Below are 24025 nucleotides of genomic sequence, written 5' to 3'. Positions count from 1 at the left end.
TCGGCTTGAAACGTTCCGCTCTCACCGATGGACGAGCACCGGCACCTTGCAATGGGTCAGCACCTTCGAAGTCTCGCTGCCGAGGATCAGCGCCGAGATGCCTTTGCGGCCATGTGAGGCCATGATGATCAAATCGGCGCCTTTTGAGGCCGCCGTGTCGATGATCGCCTGATAGGGGCGGTCATCCTCGACCTGAAGCGTCTCGACGGGAACGCCGGCCGCCACCGCCACGGCTGAGGCCTCGCCGAGGGTTTTTTCCGCCTGTTCTGCGAGGCGGGTGGTATAGTCATCGGGCGTGTCTTCAATCATCGCAGCTTCAGCCGAGAAAACGCGGAAGGGCAGGGTGACCGTGAGAATCGTGACCTTCGCGCCGATCGCCTTCGCCAGCTCGACGCCGTGGCTGACCGCCTTCGACGCCAGTTCAGAACCATCGGTCGGGATAAGGATGTTGCTATACACGGGGGCTTCCTCCTTGGTCTTGATGATTTGAAGGCGTCTTGGGCCTTGATGATTTGAAGCTGTCTTGACGATTTAGCGAGCGGCTCGAAACCACGCCGACACTGGCCTACTCATGATACATGACGTAAGCGTTGACGCTGATCAATCCGTGATCGAAATACGCCCTTATGGTTTTTTAAGAAGGCGGCCGCCTTTACCGGGGCTTGCAAAGGAGCGCTCCAGAATTGTTGCCGGGCGTCACGCGATAAAGACTCGATCAAAGCATTATCGCGCGAAATCGCCGCCAATTTGTTTAGAGATAGTGCGACAGAATAAAGAACTCTGGAGCGCAATCCTGGAAAAGGTGTAGACTTTTTCGCGTAGTCTCATGCGCCCGAAGAATGAGATAACGAGCATGATCGATTCGGCGTCGAAACATCGTGCGTCTTGCGGCCTTTGTCGCCGTTGTGCGCGCTGGCATGAGCTTAATCTTCCGCTGAAATCGTTGCGGCGCAGGGTTGCGGCCGACGATTGCTTCCCGTGGTTTGACGCATCGCGCCGCCGATCACGCCATTGATCAAGACCGCCAACGATTAGAATAGGAGAAACATCATGATCGACTCACCAGCGGCGAGACCACTCGGTCCGTCCGGCATTTCAGCCGCGTTCGGCAAATCCATAGGCGGGCATTGGAAGCTCTTTCTCGCCGAAGGGGCCATCCTTGTCGTGCTCGGCATCCTCGCGGTGCTTGCTCCCTTCCTCGCCGGCGTCGCCGCCACGATCTTCATCGGCTGGCTGTTTCTGTTCGCGGGCGTCTCCGGATTGATATTCTCCTACCAGTCGCGGACGGCGCCCGGCTTCTGGTGGGCGTTGCTCTCATCTGCGGTCGCGTTGCTGGCGGGCATCGCCCTGCTGTGGAGCCCCCTTGCCGGTCTTTTTACTCTGACAGTGGTGTTGATCGCCTATTTCATCGTCGACGGCGTGCTCACTATCCTGCTCGGACTCGAGCATCGCCGCGAATTGACGGACCGGTGGCAATGGATCGTCGTCAACGGCGTCATCGACCTGGTGCTCGCCGCCATCCTTATATCCGGCCTTCCGGGTTCTGTCCTTTGGGCGCTGGGCCTGCTCGTCGGCATCGATCTCATTTTCGGCGGCGTCTCCATCATCAGCCTGGCGCTGGCGGCGCGCAAAGCAGCCGCCTGAGCTCCTCCAACTCCTGGGCGCAACGCCTTGCATTTCTGTTTCACGCGAGGCTGCGGCTGCTTCGCGTGGCGGGCCTTATTCCGCCCCCTTCAACACGGCGCGGACCTTTCGCGCCAATTGCTCCAGGGTAAACGGCTTTGTCAGGAAATTAACGTCGCGATCCAGCACGCCATTGTGAATCACGGCGTTGCGGCTGAAGCCTGTCGTATAGATAACTTTCAGGCCGGGGCGCTGGCGCAGAGCCTCCTCCGCCAGACTGCGCCCGCTCATCTCGGGCATCACGACATCCGTGAACAAAAGACTGATGTCGGGACGTTCAGCGATGATCCGCAGCGCTGTCGCGGGACCATCAGCCTGAAGCGCGGTGTAGCCGAGATCATGGAAAGCCTCGGACGCGAGGCGAAGCATTCGTTCTTCGTCCTCGACAACAAGGACGACAATATCGGGGCTTCCCATCGGAACGACGGTGGCCGCCGCCGCGGGCGAGGACGCCGGCTCGGTATCATCGCCGAAAAAGCGCGGCAGGTAGATCTTGATCGCTGTTCCCTGTTCAGGCTCGGAGTAGATTTTGACGTGGCCGCCCGACTGCTTCACGAAGCCGAACACCTGGCTCAAGCCGAGCCCGGTTCCCTTGCCGATCCCCTTGGTCGTGTAGAAGGGATCGAACGCTTTGGCGGCGACTTCTGGCGCCATGCCGACTCCGGTGTCAGTCACTGTGACGAGAACATACTGGCCCGCCGGAACGCCGACATGCTGCGCGGCGTAAACGTCGTCGAGACTGGCGTTTCCGGTTTCGATCGTGAGCCTGCCGCCGTCCGGCATGGCGTCGCGTCCATTGACGGCGAGATTGAGGACGGCGCTTTCGAGTTCGCTCGGGTCGACGAATGTGCGCCACAGGCCGCCGGCCAGAACGGTCTCGACCTTGACCATCTCACCGAGCGTGCGGCGGAGCAGATCGGACATGCCCGCGACGAATTTGTTGCAATCGACGGCCTGCGGCGAAAGCGGCTGCTGGCGGGCGAAAGCGAGCAGACGGTGCGTCAGCATCGCGGCGCGCTCCGCGCCGTCGAGCGCGCTATCTGCGAATTTCAGGAAATCTTTTTCGCCGCGCTCCGCCCGTCGTTTCAACAGGTTCAGGCTGCTAATGATCACCGCCAGCATATTGTTGAAATCATGCGCTATGCCGCCGGTCAGATGGCCGATCGCCTCGAGCTTTTGTGATTGCCGCAACTGTTGTTCGAGGCGCTCCTTTTGCTGTGATTCTTCAAGCACTTTCGTGTTGGCTACTCGAAGCGCTTCGTTGGCGTCGGCGATCTTTGCGAAGAGCCGCTGGCTGTCTTTGATCGTCAGCGCGCCGAGCGCGATCGCGAGGAGCAGCGCCAATATTTCTCCGGTGCGGGTCAGAGCCGCGGCGCCAGCCGAATAGGCCTGCCTTTCCACCAGGATTTGCTGTTCGGCGGCGCTCATGCGCTGCACCGCTTCGCGCGCGCGGCGCATCAAGGCCTGGCCTCTGTCGCTGCGCACCTCCTCAAGCGCGTCCTCCATCCTGCCGTCGCGAACGAGTTCTATCGTTTTGCGCAGTTCAGCAAGTTTTTCCTGGACGTCGACGCGGAGCGCCGCCAGCGCCGCGACCCGATGTTGGTTATCGGAGACCCTGGCGCCGAGAGCGGCGAATTCGGCGTCGAGTTCCCGCACGGCGGCTTCATAGGGGAGAAGATAGCTTTCCTTTTCAGTCAGGAGAAAGCCGCGCTGGCCCGTTTCGGCGTCCTGCACCAATGAGAAAACGTGGGCGAGACGAAGTTCGATGTCGAGGGAGCGCTGAACATTCGCCTGATCGTGCTGCTGGCGCGCGTTGATAAGGACGGTGGCGACGATGACGCCGAGCAACAGCGTGAAAGCGATAAGCAGGGAGACAATGGAGCGCTTCCTCAGGAAGGTCGGCATCAAAAGTCCCTTTTCGCGGCGCCGGCGCCCCTCACATGAAGAATACTTGCACATGAAGAATACTTGTCAAAGCGCCAGTTCGTCCACGCTTGATATGTATAAAACTAGACAAAGCGCGGGCGCGCGATGAAAAAGACAATAACTCTCCTCGCAAAGCGCGACAAGATTGCGGCTCATGTTGATTCGTGTCAGGCGTGCGGGCCGCGTCGCCGTCGGCGAACCGGTCGCGTCAACTCCGGCGGCGTCTCAGACCGATGAGGCCGGCCGGCGCGCGACGACCAGTTTCGCCGTGAGGATCTGCACGACTTCGCCGCGCTGATTGCGCGTTTCGCTGCGCACCGTGACCATTCCGCGTTCGGGCCGTGAGCGCGAAGGCTTTATGTCGATGATTTCGCTTTCGACCTGAAGCCGGTCGCCCGGCCGGGTTGGCCGCGGCCACGCGACCTCGCCGCCAGCGCCGATGACGCCGCCTGCGAGCGGCGCGCCGCCTTCGACGAGAAGCTTCATCGTGATAGACGCCGTATGCCAGCCGCTGGCGGCGAGCCCGCCGAAGAGCGAGTCTTTCGCCGACTCATCGTCGAGATGGAAGGGCTGAGGATCGAATTTGGCGGCGAAAGCCTTGATCTCGGCCTCGTCCATCGTGTGCGAGCCACTGACGAAGCGCTGGCCGATTTTGAGATCGTCGAGATAAAACAGGCTGCTTTCCTCGCCCTTGCTCTGTTCCATCAGACATCTCCAAGGCTGTTTACGATTTCTCGTCTACCATTCCGTAAACGCGATCGAGGCCATCAGAAGCGGCCTGATCGGTCTGCCGGGCGAGAGGCCGCTCCATGACTACGCAGGCCTGCAAGGGCTCGTCAACGATGCGCGGAGCGCCTTACGGAAGCTCACGTCGGAAGAAATCAACGCCCGCGAAGGAGCCGACGTCTTATTCAAGGTCGGCGACTCCGAACGGCTTTTCACGGCCGAGGGATTTTTGATGTCGTTCTCCCTGCCCAATTTCCATTTCCACGCGACAACAGCCTACGACATCCTTCGGATGAAAGGCGCGCCCCTTGGCAAGCGCGACTATATGGGCGCGTTGCGCCTCAAGGCGTGAGGCGCAACGGCGGCGATGGCTCAGACGGGCGGAGGATTGCGTTCGGCAAAATCGTGCTGATGCCAATAAGGATAGGCCGGCGTCCGATGGCTCGCCGCGTCCAGTCTGGCGATCTGTTCAGGGGTCAAGGACCAGCCGACGGCGCCGAGGTTTTGCCGCAGTTGCGTCTCGTCGCGCGCGCCGATGATGACGCTCGATACGGTCGGCCTCTGAAGCAGCCAGTTCAACGCGATCTGCGGCACGGATTTGCCGGTCTCCTTCGCGATTTCGTCGAGAGCGTCGACAACGCGATAGAGGTATTCCTCCTCGATCTGCGGGCCCTTGTCGCCGGTCTTATGGAGCCGGCTGGTCTCGGGAAGCGGCTGGCCGCGCCGGATCTTTCCGGTAAGCCGCCCCCAGCCGAGCGGGCTCCACACCATCGCGCCCACTTTCTGGTCGAGCCCGAGCGGCATCAGCTCCCATTCATAGTCGCGCCCAACAAGCGAATAATAGGCCTGATTGGCGATATAGCGCGGCAGATTGTAGCGATCCGCCACGGCCAGCGACTTCATGAGATGCCAGCCGGAGAAATTCGAGCAGCCGACATAGCGGATTTTTCCGGCTCGCACGAGGTCGTCGAGCGCCGATAGCGTCTCGTCCACGGGAGTCATGGCGTCGAAGCCATGCAGCTGAAACAAGTCGATATGATCGGTCTGCAAGCGCCGCAAGGCGGCTTCCACCGCTTCGATCAGATGAAACCGCGACGCGCCTACGTCGTTTGGACCTTCGCCCGACCGGAAGGTCGCTTTCGTGGAGATCAGCGCTTCGTTGCGCCGTCCCTTGAGGGCTTCGCCAAGGATCTCTTCGGCCGCGCCCGACGAATAGATGTCGGCGCTGTCAAAGAGCGTCAGGCCGGCCTCAAGGCAAATATCGACGAGGCGGCTCGCCTCTTTGACGTCGGTCGCGCCCCAGGCCGAGAAAAACTCTCCCTTGCCGCCAAATGTGCCTGTGCCGAAGCTCAAGACCGGAACGCTGAAGCCGGATCCGCCAAGACGTCTATATTCCATGTGCGGCCTCTTTACTTTGAGATTTTGAAAAACTCAGGCGCTGCCGGCAGCGCCCCTCAGCTTGGCTGTGTAACGCATGATCTCGTCCGGGCATGCGCAACTTTTCGCGAGGCTTGCTATGCGTATTGCGCCTCGCCATTGCCGAAGGACCAGTTCTCCTTAGCCGTCTCGACGAGGTTGATGAAGACGTCCTCGCGACGCAGATCGAGGCGCTGATGCAATCCGTCCGCGACCGCCTTGTAGAAGGCGCGCTTCAGATCCACCGATCTTCCAGCGTTGAGAGTCACCTGAATGACGATCACGTCGTCGGTGCGTTTGATGCCGAGATAATTCTGATCGACGATGAAGTCGTTTGGCGAATGCTCGGCGATGATCTGGAAGCGATCGTCGGCGGGCACGTTCAAGGTGGCGATCATGGCTTCATAGACCACGTCGCCGACGGTCTGGCGATAATGTTCCGTCTTGCCGCGGGCAAGATCGATGCGAACGAGCGGCATAAGAGGCGCCTCTTGGATTGACAGGGTCTTTTCCGTAAGCCTGGAGCGGCTCGATTGTCCAGAGCGCGCGAGCGCAAAGGCCAGGCGGTCACGCCGTCAAAGACGCGACCTTTGCTTTGAGAAGGGCGCTCGCCTCCCGCGGGTCGAGCCGCAGCTGCAAGCCGCGCTGGCCGCCGTTGACGAACACAAAGTCCTGTCTCAGGGCGGTTTCCTCGATCGCCGTTTCGACCTTGCGCTTCTGGCCGAACGGGCTGATTCCGCCGACGTGGTAGCCCGTCATCCGCTCAGCGTCGGCGGGGCGCATCATCCTCGCTGATTTGCCGCTGAAAGCCGCCGCCAGCTTCTTCATGCTGACTTCGCGATCCGAGGGAATGATGACGCAGACCGGCCTGCCGTCAACTTCCGCCATTAATGTCTTGAGAACGCGATGCGGCGGCTCGCCGATCGCTTCCGCCGCCTGCATCCCTATGCTGGCGGCGCCGGGATCGTAGACGTAGCTTCGCGTCGTAAAGGCGATTGCGGCGCGCTCAAGGGCGATGACGGCGGGCGTGCTTCTTGACATGCGCCCTTTTTATCAGGCCGCGCCCAACGGCCAAGAGGGATCAACGCTAGGGCGCGAAGCGTTCGCCCTTGCCGAGGATCACGCCCTGCGCGCCGGCGATTCCGAGCTCCAGACTTTCGGCGACGCGGCGCGCCCGCTCGATGAATTGATCGGCGGCCGCGGGCGGACAGGTCTCGCGCGCCGTTGCTTCGAACAAGGCAAGCCAGCGATCGAAGTGGGCGCCTTCGATCGGCAGCGGAAGATGCATGCGCATCGGCTGGCCATGATAGCTTCCGCTCATCAGCATGAGCGATGACCAGAAGGAAAACATGCGGTGCAGATGCGGCTCCCAATCTTTGATCTTCTCGGCGAAAACCGGGCCGATAAAGGCGTCCTCCCGCACGCGGCCGTAGAAAGCGCGCACCAGCTTTTCGATCATCATATCGTCAATTCCCGTCTCGGCTTTGAGCCTTTCGACGGCCTGCGCGCGACGCGTGGCGGCAGTCTCTGTCGCCGGCGGCATTTCATGATCTTTCTGTGCAAGCGCCGGGCGTGCATATCCCATATAGGCGGCGTCCGCTTCATGTGCGAAACAGGCGGGCGATGCGAATTCGTTAGGTTCATCCGCCATGGCGGCCTCTCTGGTGAGAAACGCGCGGATGGCTCCCGCGCTTTTGGAGGTAGGACGCAAGGACGACCGCCTGATTATGCTCACGATCATGCGCGGCGTAGAGCAGCGTCGCGGGGCCTTTTTGCAAGAGATCGCGCATACGTTCAACAGCCTCCCCGTTGGCGTCGAGCTCGGCGCGATAGCGCCGCTGAAATTCCGGCCATAGCGCGGGATCGTGAGCAAACCATTCGCGCAGCTCGGTGCTGGGCGCGATGTCTTTCATCCACAGCGTCAGCGCGGCGGCGGCTTTGCTCAATCCTCTCGGCCACAAGCGATCGACCAGAATGCGCATTCCATCATCGGCGCCGGCAGGCTCGTAAGCGCGCTTCAGTTTGATTTCGATGCTCATGCAATCCCCCATAGAGGACGCCGCTGCGATAAGGCGCAATCCTCGGAGCGCGCCGCCGCGACCATTCAGAATAAAGACCATCCCTGACTTCCGGCGACAGCGCCGAAGATCGTGACGAGGCTCAGCGCGAGCAAAACCCAATGACCGCGCTGCAAAGCGGCCAAGGCGCCGTCCGGATCGCGGCGCCCCCACTCATGGAAGCGCCTATGCAAAATCAGCGGCTCCGCGATGAACAGCAAAATGGCGAAGACGAGCCAGACAAAAACCATGGCGTGCATCCACCAGAATTCGGCGAGACGAAACCGCGCCCAAATATCCAGTCGGTAGAGCATATAGAGACCGCTGAGCCCGACCAGCAAGACGGCGATGCGCGCATGGCCGGAAAAACGGCGCTCGATCGCCTCGAAAGCCGCAATGCGGTTGGGGCCGAGATCGCCGCGCCGCGCCGCCGGCAGGACCGACAGCGTAATCAGGGCGACGCCGCCGATCCAGATCACGACGGCGAGAACATGAATCGCCCTCGCGGCGATAATGTCGTTCATGGGCGATCCTCAACTTGGCGTCCAACTCGGCGCGACGCGCAAAACATTGCGCGAAGGCGGCGCGGCGTCGTTGCTCCAGCACAAACCTTTCCCACATTTGCTGCTCTCGTCATAGAGCAGAGGGCGTTTGAGCGGAATCGCATTCCGCTCCTTAAGTCTTTGTTTTAACGCATGATGCGGGTCCGAAAAGTTTGCAACTTTTCGGCGTTATGCTCTAGGATAGCGTGAATGAGAGCTTCTCCTCCCTTGACCCCCAGCGTCCTCGCCGCGCTGGACCTGTTCACAGGGTTGACGGCTGCCGCGCTCACCGACGTCGGCGGCCGGGCGCGCCTCCGGCATATTCCGAAAGACACGCGCATTTTTGCGCAGGGCGATGCGATCGGACGTTGCCATGCGCTGATCGACGGTTCCGTTCGCATTTCGCAAACCGCGGGCGAGGGCGCCGAAGTCGTCATGCGTTTTATCGGCGCCCGCGAAATGTTTGGTTCGGTTGCGCTGTTCACCGACGGCCGCGCTCCGGCCGAGGCGGTCGCCTTGACCGATTGCGTCGAGATCAGCTGGAGCAAAGCCGATCTCATCGATCTCATCGCCCTTTATCCGGGCATCGGCTTGAACCTCGTCAAAATTATCGGCGCCCGCCTCGGGGAGGCGCAGGACAGGGTGCGCGAACTCTCGACCCAGCGCGTCGGGCGGCGCCTCGCCAACGCCCTGCTGCGTCTTGCCGGAGAGGACGGACGCAGCGCCGGCGAAGCCCGGATTGAGTTTCCATTGACTCGAAAAGATGTCGCCGAACTGGCGGGAACGACGCTGCACACGGCGAGCCGGATTCTGAGCGCCTGGGAAAAGGCGGGGCTGGTTTCCAGTGATCGTCAGCGCGTGACGATTTTAAGACCGTCCGGGATCAAGCGCATCGCGGACGACATCGGCGATTAGGGCGCGACCAGGAAACTCAACCTCGCCTGGCGAGACGCTCGCCGAGAAAATCAGCCAGCACTTCGACGCGGGCGGGGCGCGGTCCGCCCGGCGGCGTCACCAGAAAGAGACTGCCCTGCTGGGTCAGCCAATCCGTCAGCACCCTTTTGAGCCGGCCGTCCGCGAGGGCTTCCTTGACGATGAACTCCGGCAGGTCGCCAATGCCAAGGCCCGCGATCAGCGCCGGCATCAGAGCGTCGCCATTATTGGCGCGGAGCTGGCCTTTCGGTTTGACGGCGACTTCTTCCCCGGCTGCGTTGGAAAAGCGCCAGATATCGGGCGTCTGCAAATAGGTGTAGCCAAGACAGACATGGCGCGCCAGCTCGGCTGGATGCGCCGGACATCCGCGCCGCGCGAGATAGGAGGGCGCGGCGACGGTATAGCGCGGCGAGGCGCAGAGCCTTCGCGCAATGAGCGAGGAATCCGGCAGGAAACCGAGGCGAAGGGCGGCGTCGAAGCCGTCGCCGATCAGATCGACGATCGCGTCGCTGAGATGGAGATCGACCGAGACTTCCGGGTAAAGGTTGAGAAAATCCGGCAGGATCGGCGCGACTTCCCGCAGGCCAAACGACATCGGCGCTGCGAGCCGCACGAGGCCGCGCGGGTTCGCGGACTGCGCGAGGAGGTCATTTTCCGCCGCCTCCGCATCGGTGACGAGTCGGGTCGCGCGCTCGGCCAGCTGTTGCCCGGCGTCGGTGAGCGCGAGACGGCGCGAGGTCCGGTTGAACAGCCGCGCGCCAAGTCTTTTTTCAAGGCGGCTCAACGCCTTCGAGACGGTCGGCGAGGACAGCCCGAGATCGGCCGCCGTCGCGGCGATGGAGCGCATTTCCACAACTTTGGCGAAGATCGCCAGTCCTTCGAGATCGGGCAGCTTTGACATTCGAACCCGGCTAATCGTTAAATAATGGAAAGGGTGTATTTCCAAGCTTTCTATTTTTTATTTCAGCCCATGCCATAGATTTGGCCCATCGGCTAGGGCATGATCTCAAAGGTCATGCGTCGAGGCCACGACGGAGACCTCAAATGATCGAGCGCAGAAACTTCAACGGACTTGGCGGCGCGGACCACGGCTGGCTGAAGGCCAAACATCATTTCTCATTCGCGAGCTATTACGACCCGAAGCGCATGGGCGTCGGCGCCCTGCGCGTCTGGAACGACGATGAAATCGCCCCGAATACCGGCTTTCCGCCGCACCCGCATTCCGACATGGAGATCATCACCTATGTCCGCGAGGGCGCGATCACGCATAAGGACAACCTTGGCAATCAGGGCCGCACGGAGGCCGGCGACGTCCAGGTGATGAGCGCGGGGACCGGCATCCGCCATTCGGAATATAATCTCGAACCCAAATCGACGAAGATCTTTCAGATCTGGATCGAACCGACGCGTCCTGGCGGCGCGCCGTCCTGGGGCGCGAAACCCTTTCCGAAAACGAGCCGCGATGGGCGCCTTGTCACCCTTGCGAGCGGCTTTGCGGGCGACGGGGACGCGCTGCCGATCCGCGCCGACGCGCGGGTGCTGGGGGCGACGCTGAAGGCCGGCGAGACGATCGAATATCCGCTCGGCGCGGAGCGCGTCGGCTATCTCGTGCCGGCGACAGGCTCGGTCGACGTCAACGGCGTGCGTCTCGAGGCTCGGGACGGCGGAGCGATCCAGCACGAGGCGGCGCTGAAGATCACCGCGCTTGAAGATGCGGAGATCGTTCTCGTCGACGCCGCCTAATCGGCGGGGCCTGACGTTTTCCGATCACGGCATGTCCGAATAAAAATGAAGAGCATGGCTCCGAAGCGGTCATGCTCTCGTCATCCTGCCTTTGTTGAAGATCGAGCAGGACGTTTCCCAGGGGATCCAAATGGCAAAAGTTCTCGTTCTTTATTATTCCGCCTATGGCCATATCGAGACGATGGCGGAGGCTGTCGCGGAGGGCGCTCGCGAAGCCGGCGCAACCGTCGACATCAAGCGCGTGCCCGAGCTCGTGCCGCCGGAGGTCGCCAAGGCGTCCCATTACAAGCTCGATCAGGCGGCGCCCGTCGCAACGGTCGCCGAACTCGAACATTACGACGCGATCATCGTGGGGACGGGCACGCGCTTTGGCCGGGTCAGTTCGCAAATGGCGAATTTCCTCGATCAGGCGGGCGGCCTTTGGGCGCGCGGCGCCTTGAACGGCAAGGTCGGCGGCGCCTTCGCTTCGTCCGCCAGCCAGCACGGCGGGCAGGAGACGACGCTGTTCTCCATCATCACCAATCTTCTCCATTTCGGCCTCGTCGTCGTCGGGCTCGACTATGGCTTTGGCGGCCAGCTTAAGCTTGACGAGGTGACTGGCGGTTCGCCCTATGGCGCGACGACGATCGCCGGCGGCGACGGCTCGCGTAAGCCAAGCCAGAACGAACTCGACGGCGCGCGCTATCAGGGCCGAAGGATCGCCGAGGTCGCCAAAAAGCTTCACGGCTGAGACGCGTTTTCGCGGCTGTCCGCCCGCCCGCGCCGGTTCCCCTGCCTCGAAGGACAGAGTCCATGGTCAATCTCGATCGCTACGCGGCCGCCATCGGCCGATTATTGCTGGTCGCGCTGTTTTTCGTCAGCGCCATTGGCAAGCTGACGGCTCCCGCGGCCACCAAAGCCTATATCGTCGCCATGGGGCTGCCGTTGCCCGATCTCGCCTTCTGGGTTTCGATTCTTGTCGAGCTATGCGGCGGCGCCCTGTTTCTCCTTGGCTACCAGACACGGATCGTCGCCGCCGGACTGGCGCTCTATTCGATCGCGACGGCCCTCGTTTTTCATCACAACTTCGCTGAACAGAACGAGATGTTTCATTTTCTGAAGGACCTCGCTATCGCGGGCGGCTTTTTGCAGGCCGCGGCCTTTGGCGGCGGCGCCTGCAGCCTTGACGCCCGCAAGGCGGCCTAGAAAGCGCCGGCGAGCGCAGCCGCTTTGTCAACCACGAACCATGAACAAAAAGAATAGGCAAAGCTGTGCGATCAGGGCCTTGCTTCGCGCGTTCGAACGGCGTTTGCGCGGCCGCGGGCGCCCGCGCAGCTATCGCGCCGCCACGGCGCAGCTGTGATCGAGGAGGTTTTCCGTATGAACGGCGCCGCGCGGCGCCTGCTCCGCAAGAAGGACAAAGCCCGGCTTTCCGTCCGAAAAGCGGGCGCCGATGACGGCGAGCGAATCCTCGCTCAAAGGCGCTGACCGTTTGTCCTCGGCGAGCAGCCTGAAAGGGTCGGGGTCCGGCGCCTCCCCGTCGATTCGGCGGGCTCGATAGTGGCCGCCCAGCAAGGTGAAATCGGCCCAATGCGCGCCGATTTCGGCTGACCTGCCGGCAAGAGCGTCACGCACGTCCGGCCGCACGCAATCGATGTGAATGTGCAGCTGATCCTGCGTGCGCGCGCCGGCGCCGTTGATCGCCATGCCGATCTCATCGCGCGCGAGATCCCTCCGCGCGTTTTTGGCGACGAGATTGCGCGCATCCCAGGCGGCGCTCCAATAATTCGGCAATCCGTCCGTGCCGATGAGCGGATCTTCGATGCCGGTGAGGCGGCGCGTCGGAATGAGCAGGAACTGTGTCTTGCCAAGAATATCCTTCAACACCGCCGATCCCTGCGCTTCGCCGCCCTCGAGATCGACCGACGCGCAGGGCGCTGAGGTATGAAGGTGCGTCTTGTCAAACACGCAAAGCCCGTGGACGATGCTCCACAGGGCGTTAGGGTCGGAGGCGGCCGCGACTCCGACCGCGGCGGCGCCGATCAGGCAGATCGCGCCAAGCGCGGCGCCAAAGCGGCGAAGGCTTTTTGCCTCGGACGCCGCCGGCGCGGGGGGAGTTTCAATCAACATCGGGCGCCGGCAATCCTTTCGACGCCTTCACTAAGCAAGGTCGTGTTGGCGCGCCAGGCTCGCCTTGCTCAGAATGCCGTGATTTGGCGCCATTTTGATCCGAAAACCCCCATCCACTTTTCGGAGGTGATGCTTAGCGTCTCGCCGCGGTTTCGTCCAGCTCAGGAAGCCCCGCATGATGCGCCGCCTCCATCTTGCGCCGCCGCGCGCTCCATGCGCTCGCGCTCTTCGAGGCAGGCCATGTCTCGGCCGATCATCACGCTCGCCATCACCCGGCCATCGAGGAGATAGCGCGCCGTGCAATCCTGCTTCTCGACGTCGCCGTCCATATTGATCGTGTCCCACTCCGCCGCATGGCCGAGATAGAGCGGCGAAAAGTCGAACTGCCTGGTCCAAAAAAAGGGAACGTCGGTAAAGGGTCTTCGCGCGCCGAGCATATTCTGCGCGGCGACCTGCCCCTGCCGGACGGCGACATTCCAATGTTCGACGCGAAGCCGCTGGCCGGAGTGCGGATCGGGCCAGGCGGCGATGTCGCCCGCGGCGAAGATATCCGGATCGCTCGTGCGCAAAAACGCATCGACGACGACGCCATGATCGACCGTGAGGCCGGCGGCTTCCGCAAGGCGAAGGCGCGGCGTGACGCCGATGCCGGCCAGCACGAGATCGGCGGCCAGGCGCGCGCCGTCGTCGAGCGTGACGAACGCCCCGTCGAAGGCTGCGATTTTGCGTCCAAGATGGAGTCTGACGCCATGTTTTTCATGAACGCCGACGATGGCCTTTGCGATTTCGGCTCCGAAAACGCGCGCCATAGGAGCCGTATCCTGGCTGACGACATCGACTTCAAGGCCTCGATTGCGCAAGCTCGCCGCCGCCTCGAGCCCGATGAAGCTCGACCCCAGCACGACGACGCGCCGCGCCGATTTCGCCGCCGCGATGATCGCGCGGCAATCCGCCAGCGAGCGCAGGAGATGAACCCGCGGCAGCGCCGCCCCCTCGAAATCGGGCCGGCGCGGCTCGGCTCCTGTTGCAAGAAGAAGCTTCCGGTATGGCAATTCTCGGCCATCGGCCAGCGCCGCGACATGCCGATGGGGATCGACGCTGACGACTTCCGAGCGGAGCTCGATTGCGACGCCCCGCCGGTCGAGCGGCTCGGCGCCGAGGTTGATGCGCGGGTTGTCCCATGACCCCTCGAGATAATCCTTGGTCAGCAGGGTGCGCTCATAGGGCGGCGATTCATCCTGCGAAACAAGCGTGATCGCGCCCCCGGCGCCTTCACGGCAAAGCATGTCGGCCGCGGCGAAGCCCGCGCCGCCGCCGCCGATAATGAGGAAGGGCCCTGCGCTCGCCGCGCCGGAGGGCTTCGCCGCTTGCGCCGCCTGCGGCGTCTCCAGCCGCGCCTTGCCGTCTTTGATCTCGACGCCGTAGCGCTTCAAGGGCGCGAAAGCGGGCGCCGCGATGGCCTCGCCCGAGCGAAGATCGAAACAGGCCTGATGCCAGGGGCAGCGCACCCGGTCGCCAACAAGCAGGCCCTCGGCCAGCGGACCTCCAAGGTGGGTGCAGGTTCCGCGAAAAGCCCTGATGTCGTCGCCGCGCCGCAGAATGACGAGCGTCTTGCCGTCGAATTTGCCTCTGACGAGCCGCCCCTCCGGGATGGAGGCCACTGGGACTGGCTCATTGAAGTCAAGGGCATCGTTTTCGCTATCGTTCGCCGCCATTGGACGTCACCGGTAAAGAGTGGGATCGAAGCATTAACGCCACGACCGCGCGAACGTTGCGCCGTCCCCTCGGGCGCAGTGCAGCATTAAGCGCTTGCACATGGGTGAAGGTCGTGGCTATCTTGGCGGTAGTCAAGAAAGCTCCATACAACGTTCCGCTGCATCGCCAGCTCCCTCTGTCGCCAGCTTCACGCTTCTGGCGGCGGGCGATCGGCTGGCGCCATGATCGAGGGATTGCAATGGGCCTTTCCTACGCCGCCATGGGCCGGCTGTCGGCGCCGCGCCGGATCCGCGAAGCCTCTTCCGCCTCGCGCCACGGAGTCTATACGTCGATCGCCGATCTCGTCGCCCTCCATGCGACCGCTCGCGAGTTCAGCTTTCCCCCACGCCACCCTGTGCAGAGCCTGCATTCGGGCGGTCATCCGTCGCATCCGTTCGACGGCCATGCCTCCGAGGATGCGCTCCCGCCGCTGGCGGGAGGCGAAGAGACCGGCGTCATCGAGCGGCGCGCCGGCGCGCGCGCGCGGCAGGCCTTCGGGCCGCCCGGCTTCGAGGAGAAGGTCCGGCCCGCCCTGATCGTCGTCGACCAGCGCCCCAACATGTTCTTCGGTTCCCGCCGCTCCATGAAATCCGTCGCGGCGGCGGAGGCGGCGGCGCTCTGCGTTTGGGGGGTTCTCGATCATGGCGCGCCGATCGGCGGCGTCGTCTTCAATGATGCGCTGATCGAGCGCGTCGAGCCGCGTTGCAGCAGCACAGCGGCCATGCGGCTCATCGAGGCGGTGGCGACGCAGAACGCCGAACTGCGGGCGGATTCGACGCGAGCGCGGGGACCGTCAAAGCTCGACGCCGCGCTCGAAGCGGCCGCGCGCCTTGCGCCCCAGGATCATCTCATCGTGGTGATCAGCGATTTCGAGGGCCAGGGTCCGCGCACCCGGGAATCCCTCATTCGCCTCGCCGCAAAAAACGAGGTTCTCGCGGTTCTCGTCTATGATCCATTCCTGCTGGACCTGCCCAAGACCGGGGCCATCATCGTCAGCCGTGGCGAACTGCAGATCGATCTTGAATTCGGCAGCGGGCGCATCCGCAGGAGCCTGTTCGACTTCGCCGACGCCCGCGCGCAGGACATTCTCGCCTTCGAACGCACCATCGGCGTGCCCGTGCTGCCGCTGTCTGCAGCCGAAGAAACCGCGCCGCAGATGAGACGCTGGGTCGACCAGAGTTTTTGGCGGCAGGTCGGCGGTTAGCCCGCGCCTCACGCTTTCGGAGCGGCCGCGGCCTTCTTGCCGAAGCCGCCCTTGACCTTCTCGCGCAGCGCCTGGAACATCACATAGAGCGCCGGAATCGCGAAAATCCCGATGAAGGATGCGGCGAGCATGCCGCCGAACACCGGCGTCGAAACATTGCGCCGGGCAAGCATGGCCGCACCCGTGCCAAACACCAGCGGCGTCAGGCCGAGAATGAAGGCGAACGACGTCATCATCACCGGCCGGAACCGCAGCCTCGCCCCCTCCGTCGCCGCCTCGAGCAAAGGCATTCCGTGCTCGCGGCGTTCCTTGGCGAATTCGACGATGAGAATGCCGTTCTTGGCGGCAAGGCCAATCAGCACGATCATGCCGATCTGCGCATAGAGATCGAGCGTCAGATGGGCGACGACGATCGCCGCGAAAGCGCCAACAATGCCGATCGTCACAGACAGGAGCACGGGCACCGGGATCGTCCAGCTTTCATAGAGCCCGACGAGGAAGAGAAAAGCGAACAGCACCGCGAAGCCGAGGATGATCGCGGTCTTGCCTTCGGCGCGCTTCTCCTGGAACGAGATGTCGGTCCATTCGCCGCTATAGCCGCGCGGCAGCGCCTTGGCGGCGACGCTCTCCATGGCGTTCAGCGCCTGACCTGACGAAACGCCCGGCGCCGGAGATCCCTGCACCGTGACGGCGAGGCGGTTGTTGTAGCGGATCAGGGCTTGCGGCCCGATTACGACTTTCGTCTCGACGAGGCTGCGCAGCGCGATCATCTGGCCGTCCTTGCTGCGGACATTGATGCGGTTGATATCCTCGATCGACTTGCGGTCGGCGGCTTCCGCCTGCGCCTGGACCTGCCAGGTCCGGCCGAACAGATTGACGTCATTGATGTAGATTCCGCCAAGCGACGTCTGCAGCGCCTGGAAAATATCGCTGATGTCGACGCCAAGGATCTGCGCCTTGTCGCGATCGATGTCGAGATAGATCGATGGATTGCTGGCCGAGAAGGTGCTGAACACGCGCGACAGCTGCGGGTCCTGATTGGCGGCGACCAGCAGGCCGCGCAGCACCTGCGACAGCGCCTTCGCATCGCTGCCGCCCAGGGCGCGGAGCACATAGCTGAAGCCGCCGCCAGTGCCAAGCCCGATGATCGGCGGCGGCGCGAGGGGAATGGCGCGCGCGCCTCTGACGGCGGTGAGCTTCTGGCCGAGGCGCGCGATGATCGCCGGGGCGGAGTCGGCCTCGCCCTTGCGTTCATCGAAGGGTTTCAGTGAAACGATGACGAAGGCGGCGTTGGGCTGCGAATAATTGTCAACGAAGTTCAGCCCGACGATCGACGAATAGTCGGCGATCGCCTCCTCCTGCTTTAAGATCTCTTCGACCTGCTTGACCGCGTCCTCGGTGCGGCCGATCGAGGCGGCGTCAGGCAATTGCACAACGACGAAAAAGGCGCCCTGATCCTCCTCCGGCAAGAAGCCCGTGGGGGTGATCTTGCTCAGCGCGACGACGCCAAAAATCGCGACGGCGACCATCACCGCGCCAATGACCGAAACGCGCACGAGGCGCGCCACCACGGCGCCATAGGCGTCGCGCACATGATCGATGCCGCGCATGACGGCGCCGATCGGACCGCGTCGAGGTCCATGATGCGGCCGCAGCAAAATCGCGCAAAGCGCGGGCGACAAGGTCAAGGCGTTGATCGCCGAGAGGAACATCGAGACAGCGACGGTGACGGCGAACTGCCGGAACAATTCGCCGCTGATTCCGGGAATGAACGCGACCGGCACGAAGACCGAGAGAAGCACCAGCGTGATGGCGATGATCGGCGCCGTGATCTCCTGCATCGCGGCCTTCGTCGCGTCGGCGGGCGAGAGTTCGGGATGCTGCTCCATCTTGGCTTCGACCGCCTCGACCACGACGATGGCGTCGTCGACGACGATGCCGATCGCCAGCACCAGCGCGAGAAGCGAGACGGTATTGGCCGAATAGCCGACGGCGTTCAACACGACGAATGTTCCGATCAGGCTGACCGGCACGGCGATTGTCGGGATCAGCGTCGCCCGCAAATTGCCGAGGAAGAGAAAGACGACGAGCACAACGAGAATGAACGCCTCGACCAGCGTATGCTCCACGACCTCGATCGTCGCCGAGACGAAGGTCGTCGGATCGTAAGTCACTTTCCAGGCAAGATCCTCGGGAAAGTTCTTCTGGGCTTCCTCCAGCTTCTGCTTGACGGCCTTCAGCGTCTGCAGGGCGTTAGCGCCCGGCGATTGATAGATGCCCATGAGGGTCGCTGGCGCGCCGTTGAGGCGCGTCGCGCGGTCGAGGTTCGAGGCGCCGAGTTCGACGCGCGCGACGTCGGAGAGCCGGAGCACCGAGCCGTCGGGGTTCGTGCGGATGATGATCTTGTTGAAATCCTCGATCGACGACAGGCGGCCGAGAGTCTGTATGTTCAGCTGCAATTGCTGATCGTCGGAGATCGGCCGCGCGCCGATGCGGCCGACCGCGGCCTGCACGTTCTGGCTCTTGATGGCTTTGATAAGATCGGCCGAGGTGAGCCCGAGACCCGTCAGCCTGTCCGTCTGGATCCAGATCCTGATGGCGTAGTCCTGGGGCGCAAACAGTTTTGCGTCGCCGACGCCGGCGGTGCTTCTGACGTCATCGACGAGGTTGATCGTCGCGTAATTGGAGATGAAAAGTTCGTCGTGGGTGAGCTTCGGCGAATAGAGGGCGATAACGCCAAGAAGCGCCGAGGATTGCTTTTTGACCGTCACGCCCTGCCGCTGCACGTCCTCCGGCAGTTTCGACAACGCGACTTGCACCCGGTTGTTGACGTTGACGGCGTTGATGTCGGGATTGGTTCCAAGCTCGAAAGAGGCGAGCAGCGAATAGCTGCCGTCATTGCCGCTAACGCTCTTCATGTAGATCGCCTTGTCGACGCCGACGATCTGACTTTCGAGCGGTTGGGCAATTGTGGATTCCACCACGGCGGCCGAGGCGCCAGGATAGGTGGTCGTGACGGAAACCTGCGGCGGCACGATGTCTGGATATTGCGCAATGGGGATGGCGAGCAGCGACACAAGGCCCGCGATGACCGTCACCAGCGCGATAACGATGGCGAGCCGCGGCCGGTCTACGAAAACGGATGAGATCATCGCCTCAGCTCCGGCCGGGGGTCTTGGCCGCGGGCGAAGCGATCACCGCCGCGCCGGGACGCAAGGCCTCCATCCCTTCGACGATGACTTGCTCGCCCGCTGAAAGTCCGGACTCGACGATGGCGTTCGGCCCGCTCTCGCCGCCGATCTTCAGGCGCCGCACGGCGGCCTTGCCATCCTCCACGACAAATACATAGACGCCCTGCTGGTCGGCGATGAGCGCCGATTGCGGAACCAGTATTTTCTCCTCGGGCTTGGCGCCCTGCACCGAGACCTTGACCAGCTGGCCGTCGATCAGGCGGCCCTGCGGGTTCGGCACGCTCGCCCGCACCATTACGCTGTCGGTCGCCCGGTCCACCGACACATCGACGAAATTGATCTTGCCGGGGAACTCATAGGCCGCGCCGTTGGAAAAGCGCAGAGTGACGATCATATCCGCGGTCCCGGCCCGGCGCTCATTGGCCTTCAGCTGGAGGAATTCGCGCTGGCTGACGGGGACTGTCACATACATCGGATCCTGGCTGACGATCGTCGTCAGAATGCCGCTGTCGGGTCCGACGACATTGCCTTTAGTGACGCTGGTGCGGCCGATCATGCCTGAAATCGGCGCCTTGATTTCCGTGTAGCCGAGGTTGATCTGGGCGGTCTGCAGATTGGCTTGCGCAACCAGGGCATCGCCTCGCGCCGTCTGTTCTTCGGCTGTCCTTTGGTCTCGCACGGCGGCCGAGCCAGCCTGCGTCTTGAGAAGGGTCTCGGCGCGCTCGAGCTGGGCGCTAGCGTTCGCCACCTGACCCTGCGCCTTAACCAGCGCGCCTTGGGCCTGCTGCACCGCCGCCTGGAAAGGCTCCGGCTCTATGCGGTAGAGGGGCGCGCCTTCCTTGACCAACTCGCCTTCCTTGAACAGCACCTCGTGCAGATAGCCGGTGATGCGCGCGCGCACGCTGACCCGCTCCACCGCTTCGACGCGGCCGACGAATTCCTGCGCGGGATTGATCGGCTCCTTCGCGGCGAGGACCGTGCCGACGCGCGTCGCGGCCGGGGCTTGCGCCAGCGCCGTACTCGCCGAAAGAGCGGCGGCGGGAATGACAAGGAAAAGCCGGGCAGCAAAGCTCGCGGCGAGGATTGAAAGGCGCATCGCTGTCCTCCAGGATCAGGGCCGCTGCGGCGCGGCGGCCGGCGATGTGATCGACGCTACGCCGGCCTTGCGCGGTTCTGTGGCGCTGTCGGTTGAATGGGTGCGGACGGAGAAAGCAAAACAGGAATGGAGCTGATCTTTTGATTGGACCGCAGCCTGCTAGCGGCGCCTGCGAATGTCAATCTCGCGTGATCGCGCGCGGCGTCTTTTTGATCACGCGGGATTTTCGCGAACGACAGCCTTTTGCAGGCGCGCGGCCAGTGGCCGCCAGCGCCCCGCGTCCCGTCGGCAACAACCGATGGCGTTAGCGTGGGCGCATAAGAACCGCTACGCGGAAAATGCGTCGAGCCTGTCGAAATGTTCCGCCAGCAGATAGTAGAAGGTCAGGCGTGATTTATTGTGCTCGTCCTTCATCGCCTCGCAAACGGCCTTGATGGCGCCGTCGAGGTCGCCGCCGGTCAGCCCCAATTTCTTTTTGAGGAAGTTTTCCCGCACCGTGTCGCGCTCGGCCGGATCGGAACAGGCGACAAAACGCGAGTCGGCCTGGCTCAACACCAGCCGATAGGTCTTTTCAAGGCCAGCGAGAGCCGCTTCATTCACCGCTTTTTTGGCGTATTTCGTGACGTCGGCAAGATGATCAGCCATCGCAATGCTTCCCCTGTCTGTTTCTATCTGCTTTCAGCGCTCCAGCTGCTCCACATCGCGCACGGCGCCGCGCGCGGCGCTGGTCGTAAAAGCGGCATAGGCTTTGAGCGCCGTCGAGACCTTTCGCGTGCGGTGCGCCGGTTTCCAGCCGGCTTTGCCCTTTTCCTGCATCGCCGCCCGGCGATGGGCGAGCTCTTCGTCCGATACGGCAAGATGAATGCGCCGGTTCGGGATGTCGATCTCGATCCTGTCGCCATCCTCGACGAGCCCAATGGCGCCGCCCTCCGCCGCTTCCGGCGAGACATGGCCGATCGAAAGTCCCGAAGTGCCGCCGGAAAAACGTCCGTCCGTGATGAGCGCGCAAGCCTTGCCGAGGCCCTTCGACTTCAGATAGCTCGTCGGATAGAGCATCTCCTGCATGCCGGGTCCGCCGCGCGGGCCCTCATAACGGATGACCACGACGTCGCCGGCCTTGACGCCATTGCCGAGGATGCCTTCGACAGCTGAGTCCTGACTTTCGAAAACCCGCGCCGGTCCGGCGAAGACAAGGTTCAAAGCGTCGACGCCCGCTGTCTTCACGATGGCGCCATCCTCGGCGAGATTGCCGTAGAGAACGGCGAGGCCGCCATCCCTGGAATAGGCGTGTTCGGCGTCGCGGATGACGCCGGCCTTGCGATCGAGATCAGTCTCAGCCCAGCGCGCGCTCTGGCTGAAGGCGGTCTGCGTCGGCACGCCGCCGGGCGCCGCGCGATAAAATTCCGCCACCGTTTCGCTGGAGGTGCGCCGCACGTCCCAGCGCTCCAGCGCGTCCTTAAGGCTCAACGCGTGAACGACCGGGACATCGGCATGAACGAGGCCGGCCCGCTCCAATTCGCCGAGAATGGCCATGACGCCGCCGGCCCGATGCACGTCTTCGAGATGAACGTCGGGGACGGAAGGGGCGACCTTGCACAGAACCGGCACGCGCCGCGACAGCCGGTCGATGTCCTGCATCGTGAAGTCGATCTGGCCCTCATGCGCGGCGGCGAGCAGATGCAGCACTGTATTGGTGGAGCCGCCCATCGCAATGTCGAGCGTCATGGCGTTCTCGAACGCTTCAAAGCTCGCGATCGACCGCGGCAGGACGGTCGCGTCATCCTCTTCATAATAGCGCCGCGCCAGATCGACGATGAGATGGCCGGCCTCGACGAAAAGCCGCCTGCGGTCGGCGTGCGTCGCCAGCACCGAGCCATTGCCCGGCAGCGAGAGGCCGAGCGCCTCGGTCAGGCAATTCATCGAATTGGCGGTGAACATGCCGGAGCACGAGCCGCAGGTAGGGCAGGCGGAGCGCTCTATGGCGGCGACATCCTCGGCGGAGACTTTGTCGTCCGCGGCGGCGACCATGGCGTCGATGAGGTCGAGCGCTTTCGTTTTGCCGCCGAGCAGGACCTTCCCCGCCTCCATGGGGCCGCCCGAGACGAAAACCACGGGAATGTTGAGGCGCAGCGAGGCCATCAGCATGCCGGGGGTGATCTTGTCGCAGTTGGAAATGCACACCATCGCGTCGGCGCAATGGGCGTTGACCATATATTCGACCGAATCCGCGATGATTTCCCGCGACGGCAGACTATAGAGCATCCCGTCATGGCCCATCGCGATGCCGTCATCGACTGCGATCGTGTTGAATTCCTTGGCGACGCCGCCCGCCGCCTCGATCTCGCGCGCGACCAGCTGGCCGAGGTCCTTCAGATGGACATGACCCGGCACGAATTGCGTGAAGGAATTGACGACGGCGATGATCGGCTTGCCGAAATCGCTGTCCTTCATTCCCGTCGCGCGCCAGAGTCCCCGCGCGCCAGCCATGTTGCGTCCATGCGTTGTCGTGCGAGAGCGATATGGGGGCATTGGTTTGGTCCAGGCGTTTGAAATTCTGCGAACCCGCAGCTTATAGGGAAATCGATCCGGCGCGTCACCTTTTTAGCGCTTGTTCCCGGGGGATCCCTTGACGGTTTCCGCAGGCGGCGCGGATTGCCCGATGATGGCGAGCAGAGCCTTCGCCGCGCGGCTCTGGCTCCGCTCGCGATGGCTCAATGCGTAAAATGCGCGGTCGGGCAGATCAAGCGGCGCCTGACGCAGCAAGCCGGCTTCGAGACTGGGCGCGGCGACCGACGCTGAGAGCGCGGTCGCGCCAAGGCCCGCCTCGACCACCGCCCGGACGGCCTCGTTGGAGGGCATCTCCATGACGACGCGAAGCGCACGCGCATCAACGCCAAGCTGCATCAGCGCCGCCTCGAAGACGGATCGCGTGCCGGAACCCTTTTCGCGCAACACCCAGTCGCCGCGGATCAGTTCGGATGCGTCGAGCCCGGACCGTTCGGCCCACGGATGCTCCGGGCCGACGACCAGGGCCAGTTGATCGCGCGCGACGGGCGCCGCGGCGAGATGCTCGTTCTCAATGGCGCCCTCGACAAATCCGATTTCAACCGCGCCCTGCTCGACGGCGGCGGCGACCTGCGCCGTATTGCCGATCGTAAGCTTGATCTCCATCAGCGGATAGGCGCCGTGAAAAGCGACAAGGTGGCGGGGCAGCCAATAGCTGGCGATGGTCTGGCTCGCCTGCACGGTGAGCGCGCCACGCCGCAAGCCGTTGATTTCACGTAAGGCGCGTTCCGCCGACTCGGCTTGCGCCAGCACCGAACGCGCCTCGTCAAGGAAAATCCGGCCGGCTTCGGTCAGCTCGATCCGGCGCCCGACGCGATTGAAGAGTTTGGCGTCGTGGCGCGCCTCGAGCGCGGCGATGGCGCTGGAAGCCGCCGACTGCGCCAGATTGAGATCGCGCGCCGCTTGCGTCATGTGCTGGCGCTCCGCGACGGCGACGAAAATGCGAAGTTGTTCCAGTGTCATGGCGATCCTCGACTGCAAGAACAATCACAAATATAGATTATAATGATAAAATCAATATATTATCATGATTGATCGCTCCGCGCTAACTATCGCGCCACACACTGACGCGGAGCCGG

The 24025-nt window shown here is 63.1% G+C and carries 24 protein-coding genes; 7 read left to right on the top strand and 17 right to left on the bottom strand.

Going from position 1 to position 24025, the window contains the following annotated elements; translation table 11 throughout:
• Window positions 1-21: 21 nt before the first annotated feature.
• Complete coding sequence (locus SIN04_RS12945) at window positions 22-459, bottom strand: universal stress protein (protein ID WP_134489791.1); 438 nt, start codon at window positions 457-459, stop codon at window positions 22-24.
• Window positions 460-1050: 591 nt separating this feature from the next.
• Between SIN04_RS12945 and SIN04_RS12940 the strand changes: the two genes are divergently transcribed.
• The gene (locus tag SIN04_RS12940; protein ID WP_134489789.1) at window positions 1051-1644 is read left to right on the top strand and encodes an HdeD family acid-resistance protein; all 594 of its coding nucleotides are present in this window, start codon (window positions 1051-1053) and stop codon (window positions 1642-1644) included.
• Between the two features lie 75 nt (window positions 1645-1719).
• Here SIN04_RS12940 and SIN04_RS12935 read toward each other — a convergent pair whose 3' ends face one another.
• Window positions 1720-3588: a CHASE3 domain-containing protein gene (locus SIN04_RS12935; RefSeq protein WP_134489787.1), complete on the bottom strand. Its 1869-nt coding sequence runs from the start codon at window positions 3586-3588 to the stop codon at window positions 1720-1722.
• 246 nt (window positions 3589-3834) lie between these two features.
• The gene (locus SIN04_RS12930) at window positions 3835-4314 is read right to left on the bottom strand and encodes a MaoC family dehydratase (RefSeq protein ID WP_134489785.1); all 480 of its coding nucleotides are present in this window, start codon (window positions 4312-4314) and stop codon (window positions 3835-3837) included.
• On the opposite strand from SIN04_RS12930, the gene SIN04_RS12925 reads away from it, so the two are divergent.
• Complete coding sequence (locus SIN04_RS12925) at window positions 4301-4687, top strand: DUF1993 family protein (protein ID WP_166795929.1); 387 nt, start codon at window positions 4301-4303, stop codon at window positions 4685-4687. The genes SIN04_RS12930 and SIN04_RS12925 overlap by 14 nt on opposite strands.
• A 20-nt stretch (window positions 4688-4707) precedes the next feature.
• On the opposite strand, the gene SIN04_RS12920 is transcribed toward SIN04_RS12925, so the two are convergent.
• From SIN04_RS12920 to SIN04_RS12895, 6 genes are all read right to left on the bottom strand, one after another.
• Window positions 4708-5733, bottom strand: coding sequence for an aldo/keto reductase (locus tag SIN04_RS12920; protein WP_134489781.1), 1026 nt, complete (start codon window positions 5731-5733; stop codon window positions 4708-4710).
• A 116-nt stretch (window positions 5734-5849) separates the two neighbouring features.
• Window positions 5850-6230 carry a tautomerase family protein gene (locus tag SIN04_RS12915; protein WP_134489779.1) on the bottom strand — a complete coding sequence of 127 codons (381 nt, stop codon included), beginning with the start codon at window positions 6228-6230 and terminating at the stop codon, window positions 5850-5852.
• Between the two features lie 88 nt (window positions 6231-6318).
• A complete protein-coding gene (ybaK, locus tag SIN04_RS12910; RefSeq protein WP_134489777.1) occupies window positions 6319-6792 on the bottom strand; it encodes a Cys-tRNA(Pro) deacylase in 474 nt (157 codons plus the stop codon).
• A 46-nt stretch (window positions 6793-6838) separates the two neighbouring features.
• On the bottom strand, window positions 6839-7294 hold the full coding sequence (locus tag SIN04_RS12905) for a group III truncated hemoglobin (RefSeq protein WP_134492495.1): 456 nt from the start codon (window positions 7292-7294) through the stop codon (window positions 6839-6841).
• 97 nt (window positions 7295-7391) lie between these two features.
• Window positions 7392-7790, bottom strand: a complete 399-nt coding sequence (locus SIN04_RS12900) for a DUF488 domain-containing protein (RefSeq protein WP_134489775.1) — start codon at window positions 7788-7790, stop codon at window positions 7392-7394.
• 65 nt (window positions 7791-7855) lie between these two features.
• Window positions 7856-8332, bottom strand: a complete 477-nt coding sequence (locus tag SIN04_RS12895; RefSeq protein WP_134489773.1) for a hypothetical protein — start codon at window positions 8330-8332, stop codon at window positions 7856-7858.
• Between the two features lie 228 nt (window positions 8333-8560).
• Here SIN04_RS12895 and SIN04_RS12890 point away from each other — a divergent pair, with 228 nt between their 5' ends.
• Window positions 8561-9265 carry a Crp/Fnr family transcriptional regulator gene (locus SIN04_RS12890; RefSeq protein WP_134489771.1) on the top strand — a complete coding sequence of 235 codons (705 nt, stop codon included), beginning with the start codon at window positions 8561-8563 and terminating at the stop codon, window positions 9263-9265.
• Between the two features lie 16 nt (window positions 9266-9281).
• Here SIN04_RS12890 and SIN04_RS12885 read toward each other — a convergent pair whose 3' ends face one another.
• On the bottom strand, window positions 9282-10184 hold the full coding sequence (locus tag SIN04_RS12885; RefSeq protein ID WP_134489769.1) for a LysR family transcriptional regulator: 903 nt from the start codon (window positions 10182-10184) through the stop codon (window positions 9282-9284).
• Window positions 10185-10327: 143 nt separating this feature from the next.
• Between SIN04_RS12885 and SIN04_RS12880 the strand changes: the two genes are divergently transcribed.
• The 3 genes from SIN04_RS12880 (at window position 10328) to SIN04_RS12870 (ending at window position 12211) form a co-directional block, all read left to right on the top strand.
• Entirely contained in the window at window positions 10328-11026 is a 699-nt protein-coding gene (locus tag SIN04_RS12880) for a pirin family protein (RefSeq protein ID WP_134489767.1), read from the top strand.
• Window positions 11027-11156: 130 nt separating this feature from the next.
• The gene (wrbA, locus tag SIN04_RS12875) at window positions 11157-11756 is read left to right on the top strand and encodes an NAD(P)H:quinone oxidoreductase (protein ID WP_134489765.1); all 600 of its coding nucleotides are present in this window, start codon (window positions 11157-11159) and stop codon (window positions 11754-11756) included.
• Between the two features lie 62 nt (window positions 11757-11818).
• The gene (locus SIN04_RS12870) at window positions 11819-12211 is read left to right on the top strand and encodes a DoxX family protein (RefSeq protein WP_134489763.1); all 393 of its coding nucleotides are present in this window, start codon (window positions 11819-11821) and stop codon (window positions 12209-12211) included.
• Between the two features lie 129 nt (window positions 12212-12340).
• On the opposite strand, the gene SIN04_RS12865 is transcribed toward SIN04_RS12870, so the two are convergent.
• Together SIN04_RS12865 and SIN04_RS12860 are read right to left on the bottom strand one after the other, a co-directional pair.
• The gene (locus SIN04_RS12865; protein WP_134489761.1) at window positions 12341-13135 is read right to left on the bottom strand and encodes a CDP-diacylglycerol diphosphatase; all 795 of its coding nucleotides are present in this window, start codon (window positions 13133-13135) and stop codon (window positions 12341-12343) included.
• Window positions 13136-13296: 161 nt separating this feature from the next.
• A complete protein-coding gene (locus tag SIN04_RS12860; protein WP_244605797.1) occupies window positions 13297-14796 on the bottom strand; it encodes an FAD-dependent oxidoreductase in 1500 nt (499 codons plus the stop codon).
• Between the two features lie 293 nt (window positions 14797-15089).
• Between SIN04_RS12860 and SIN04_RS12855 the strand changes: the two genes are divergently transcribed.
• A complete protein-coding gene (locus tag SIN04_RS12855; RefSeq protein ID WP_134489757.1) occupies window positions 15090-16094 on the top strand; it encodes a DUF58 domain-containing protein in 1005 nt (334 codons plus the stop codon).
• An 8-nt stretch (window positions 16095-16102) separates the two neighbouring features.
• Here SIN04_RS12855 and SIN04_RS12850 read toward each other — a convergent pair whose 3' ends face one another.
• From SIN04_RS12850 to SIN04_RS12830, 5 genes are all read right to left on the bottom strand, one after another.
• On the bottom strand, window positions 16103-19246 hold the full coding sequence (locus SIN04_RS12850) for an efflux RND transporter permease subunit (RefSeq protein ID WP_134489755.1): 3144 nt from the start codon (window positions 19244-19246) through the stop codon (window positions 16103-16105).
• Between the two features lie 4 nt (window positions 19247-19250).
• Window positions 19251-20381: an efflux RND transporter periplasmic adaptor subunit gene (locus SIN04_RS12845; RefSeq protein WP_134489753.1), complete on the bottom strand. Its 1131-nt coding sequence runs from the start codon at window positions 20379-20381 to the stop codon at window positions 19251-19253.
• Between the two features lie 327 nt (window positions 20382-20708).
• Window positions 20709-21026, bottom strand: a complete 318-nt coding sequence (locus SIN04_RS12840; protein WP_134489751.1) for a DUF2853 family protein — start codon at window positions 21024-21026, stop codon at window positions 20709-20711.
• 33 nt (window positions 21027-21059) lie between these two features.
• Complete coding sequence (ilvD, locus tag SIN04_RS12835) at window positions 21060-22910, bottom strand: dihydroxy-acid dehydratase (RefSeq protein WP_341263954.1); 1851 nt, start codon at window positions 22908-22910, stop codon at window positions 21060-21062.
• A gap of 72 nt (window positions 22911-22982) precedes the next feature.
• Window positions 22983-23909, bottom strand: coding sequence for a LysR substrate-binding domain-containing protein (locus SIN04_RS12830; RefSeq protein WP_134489749.1), 927 nt, complete (start codon window positions 23907-23909; stop codon window positions 22983-22985).
• Between the last annotated feature and the right edge of the window lie 116 nt (window positions 23910-24025).

This window comes from Methylocella tundrae (assembly GCF_038024855.1).
Taxonomy (GTDB): Bacteria; Pseudomonadota; Alphaproteobacteria; order Rhizobiales; family Beijerinckiaceae; genus Methylocapsa; species Methylocapsa tundrae.
The sequence above is the reverse complement of the archived record's forward strand: the minus strand, read 5'-3'. Positions and strand labels throughout refer to the sequence as shown.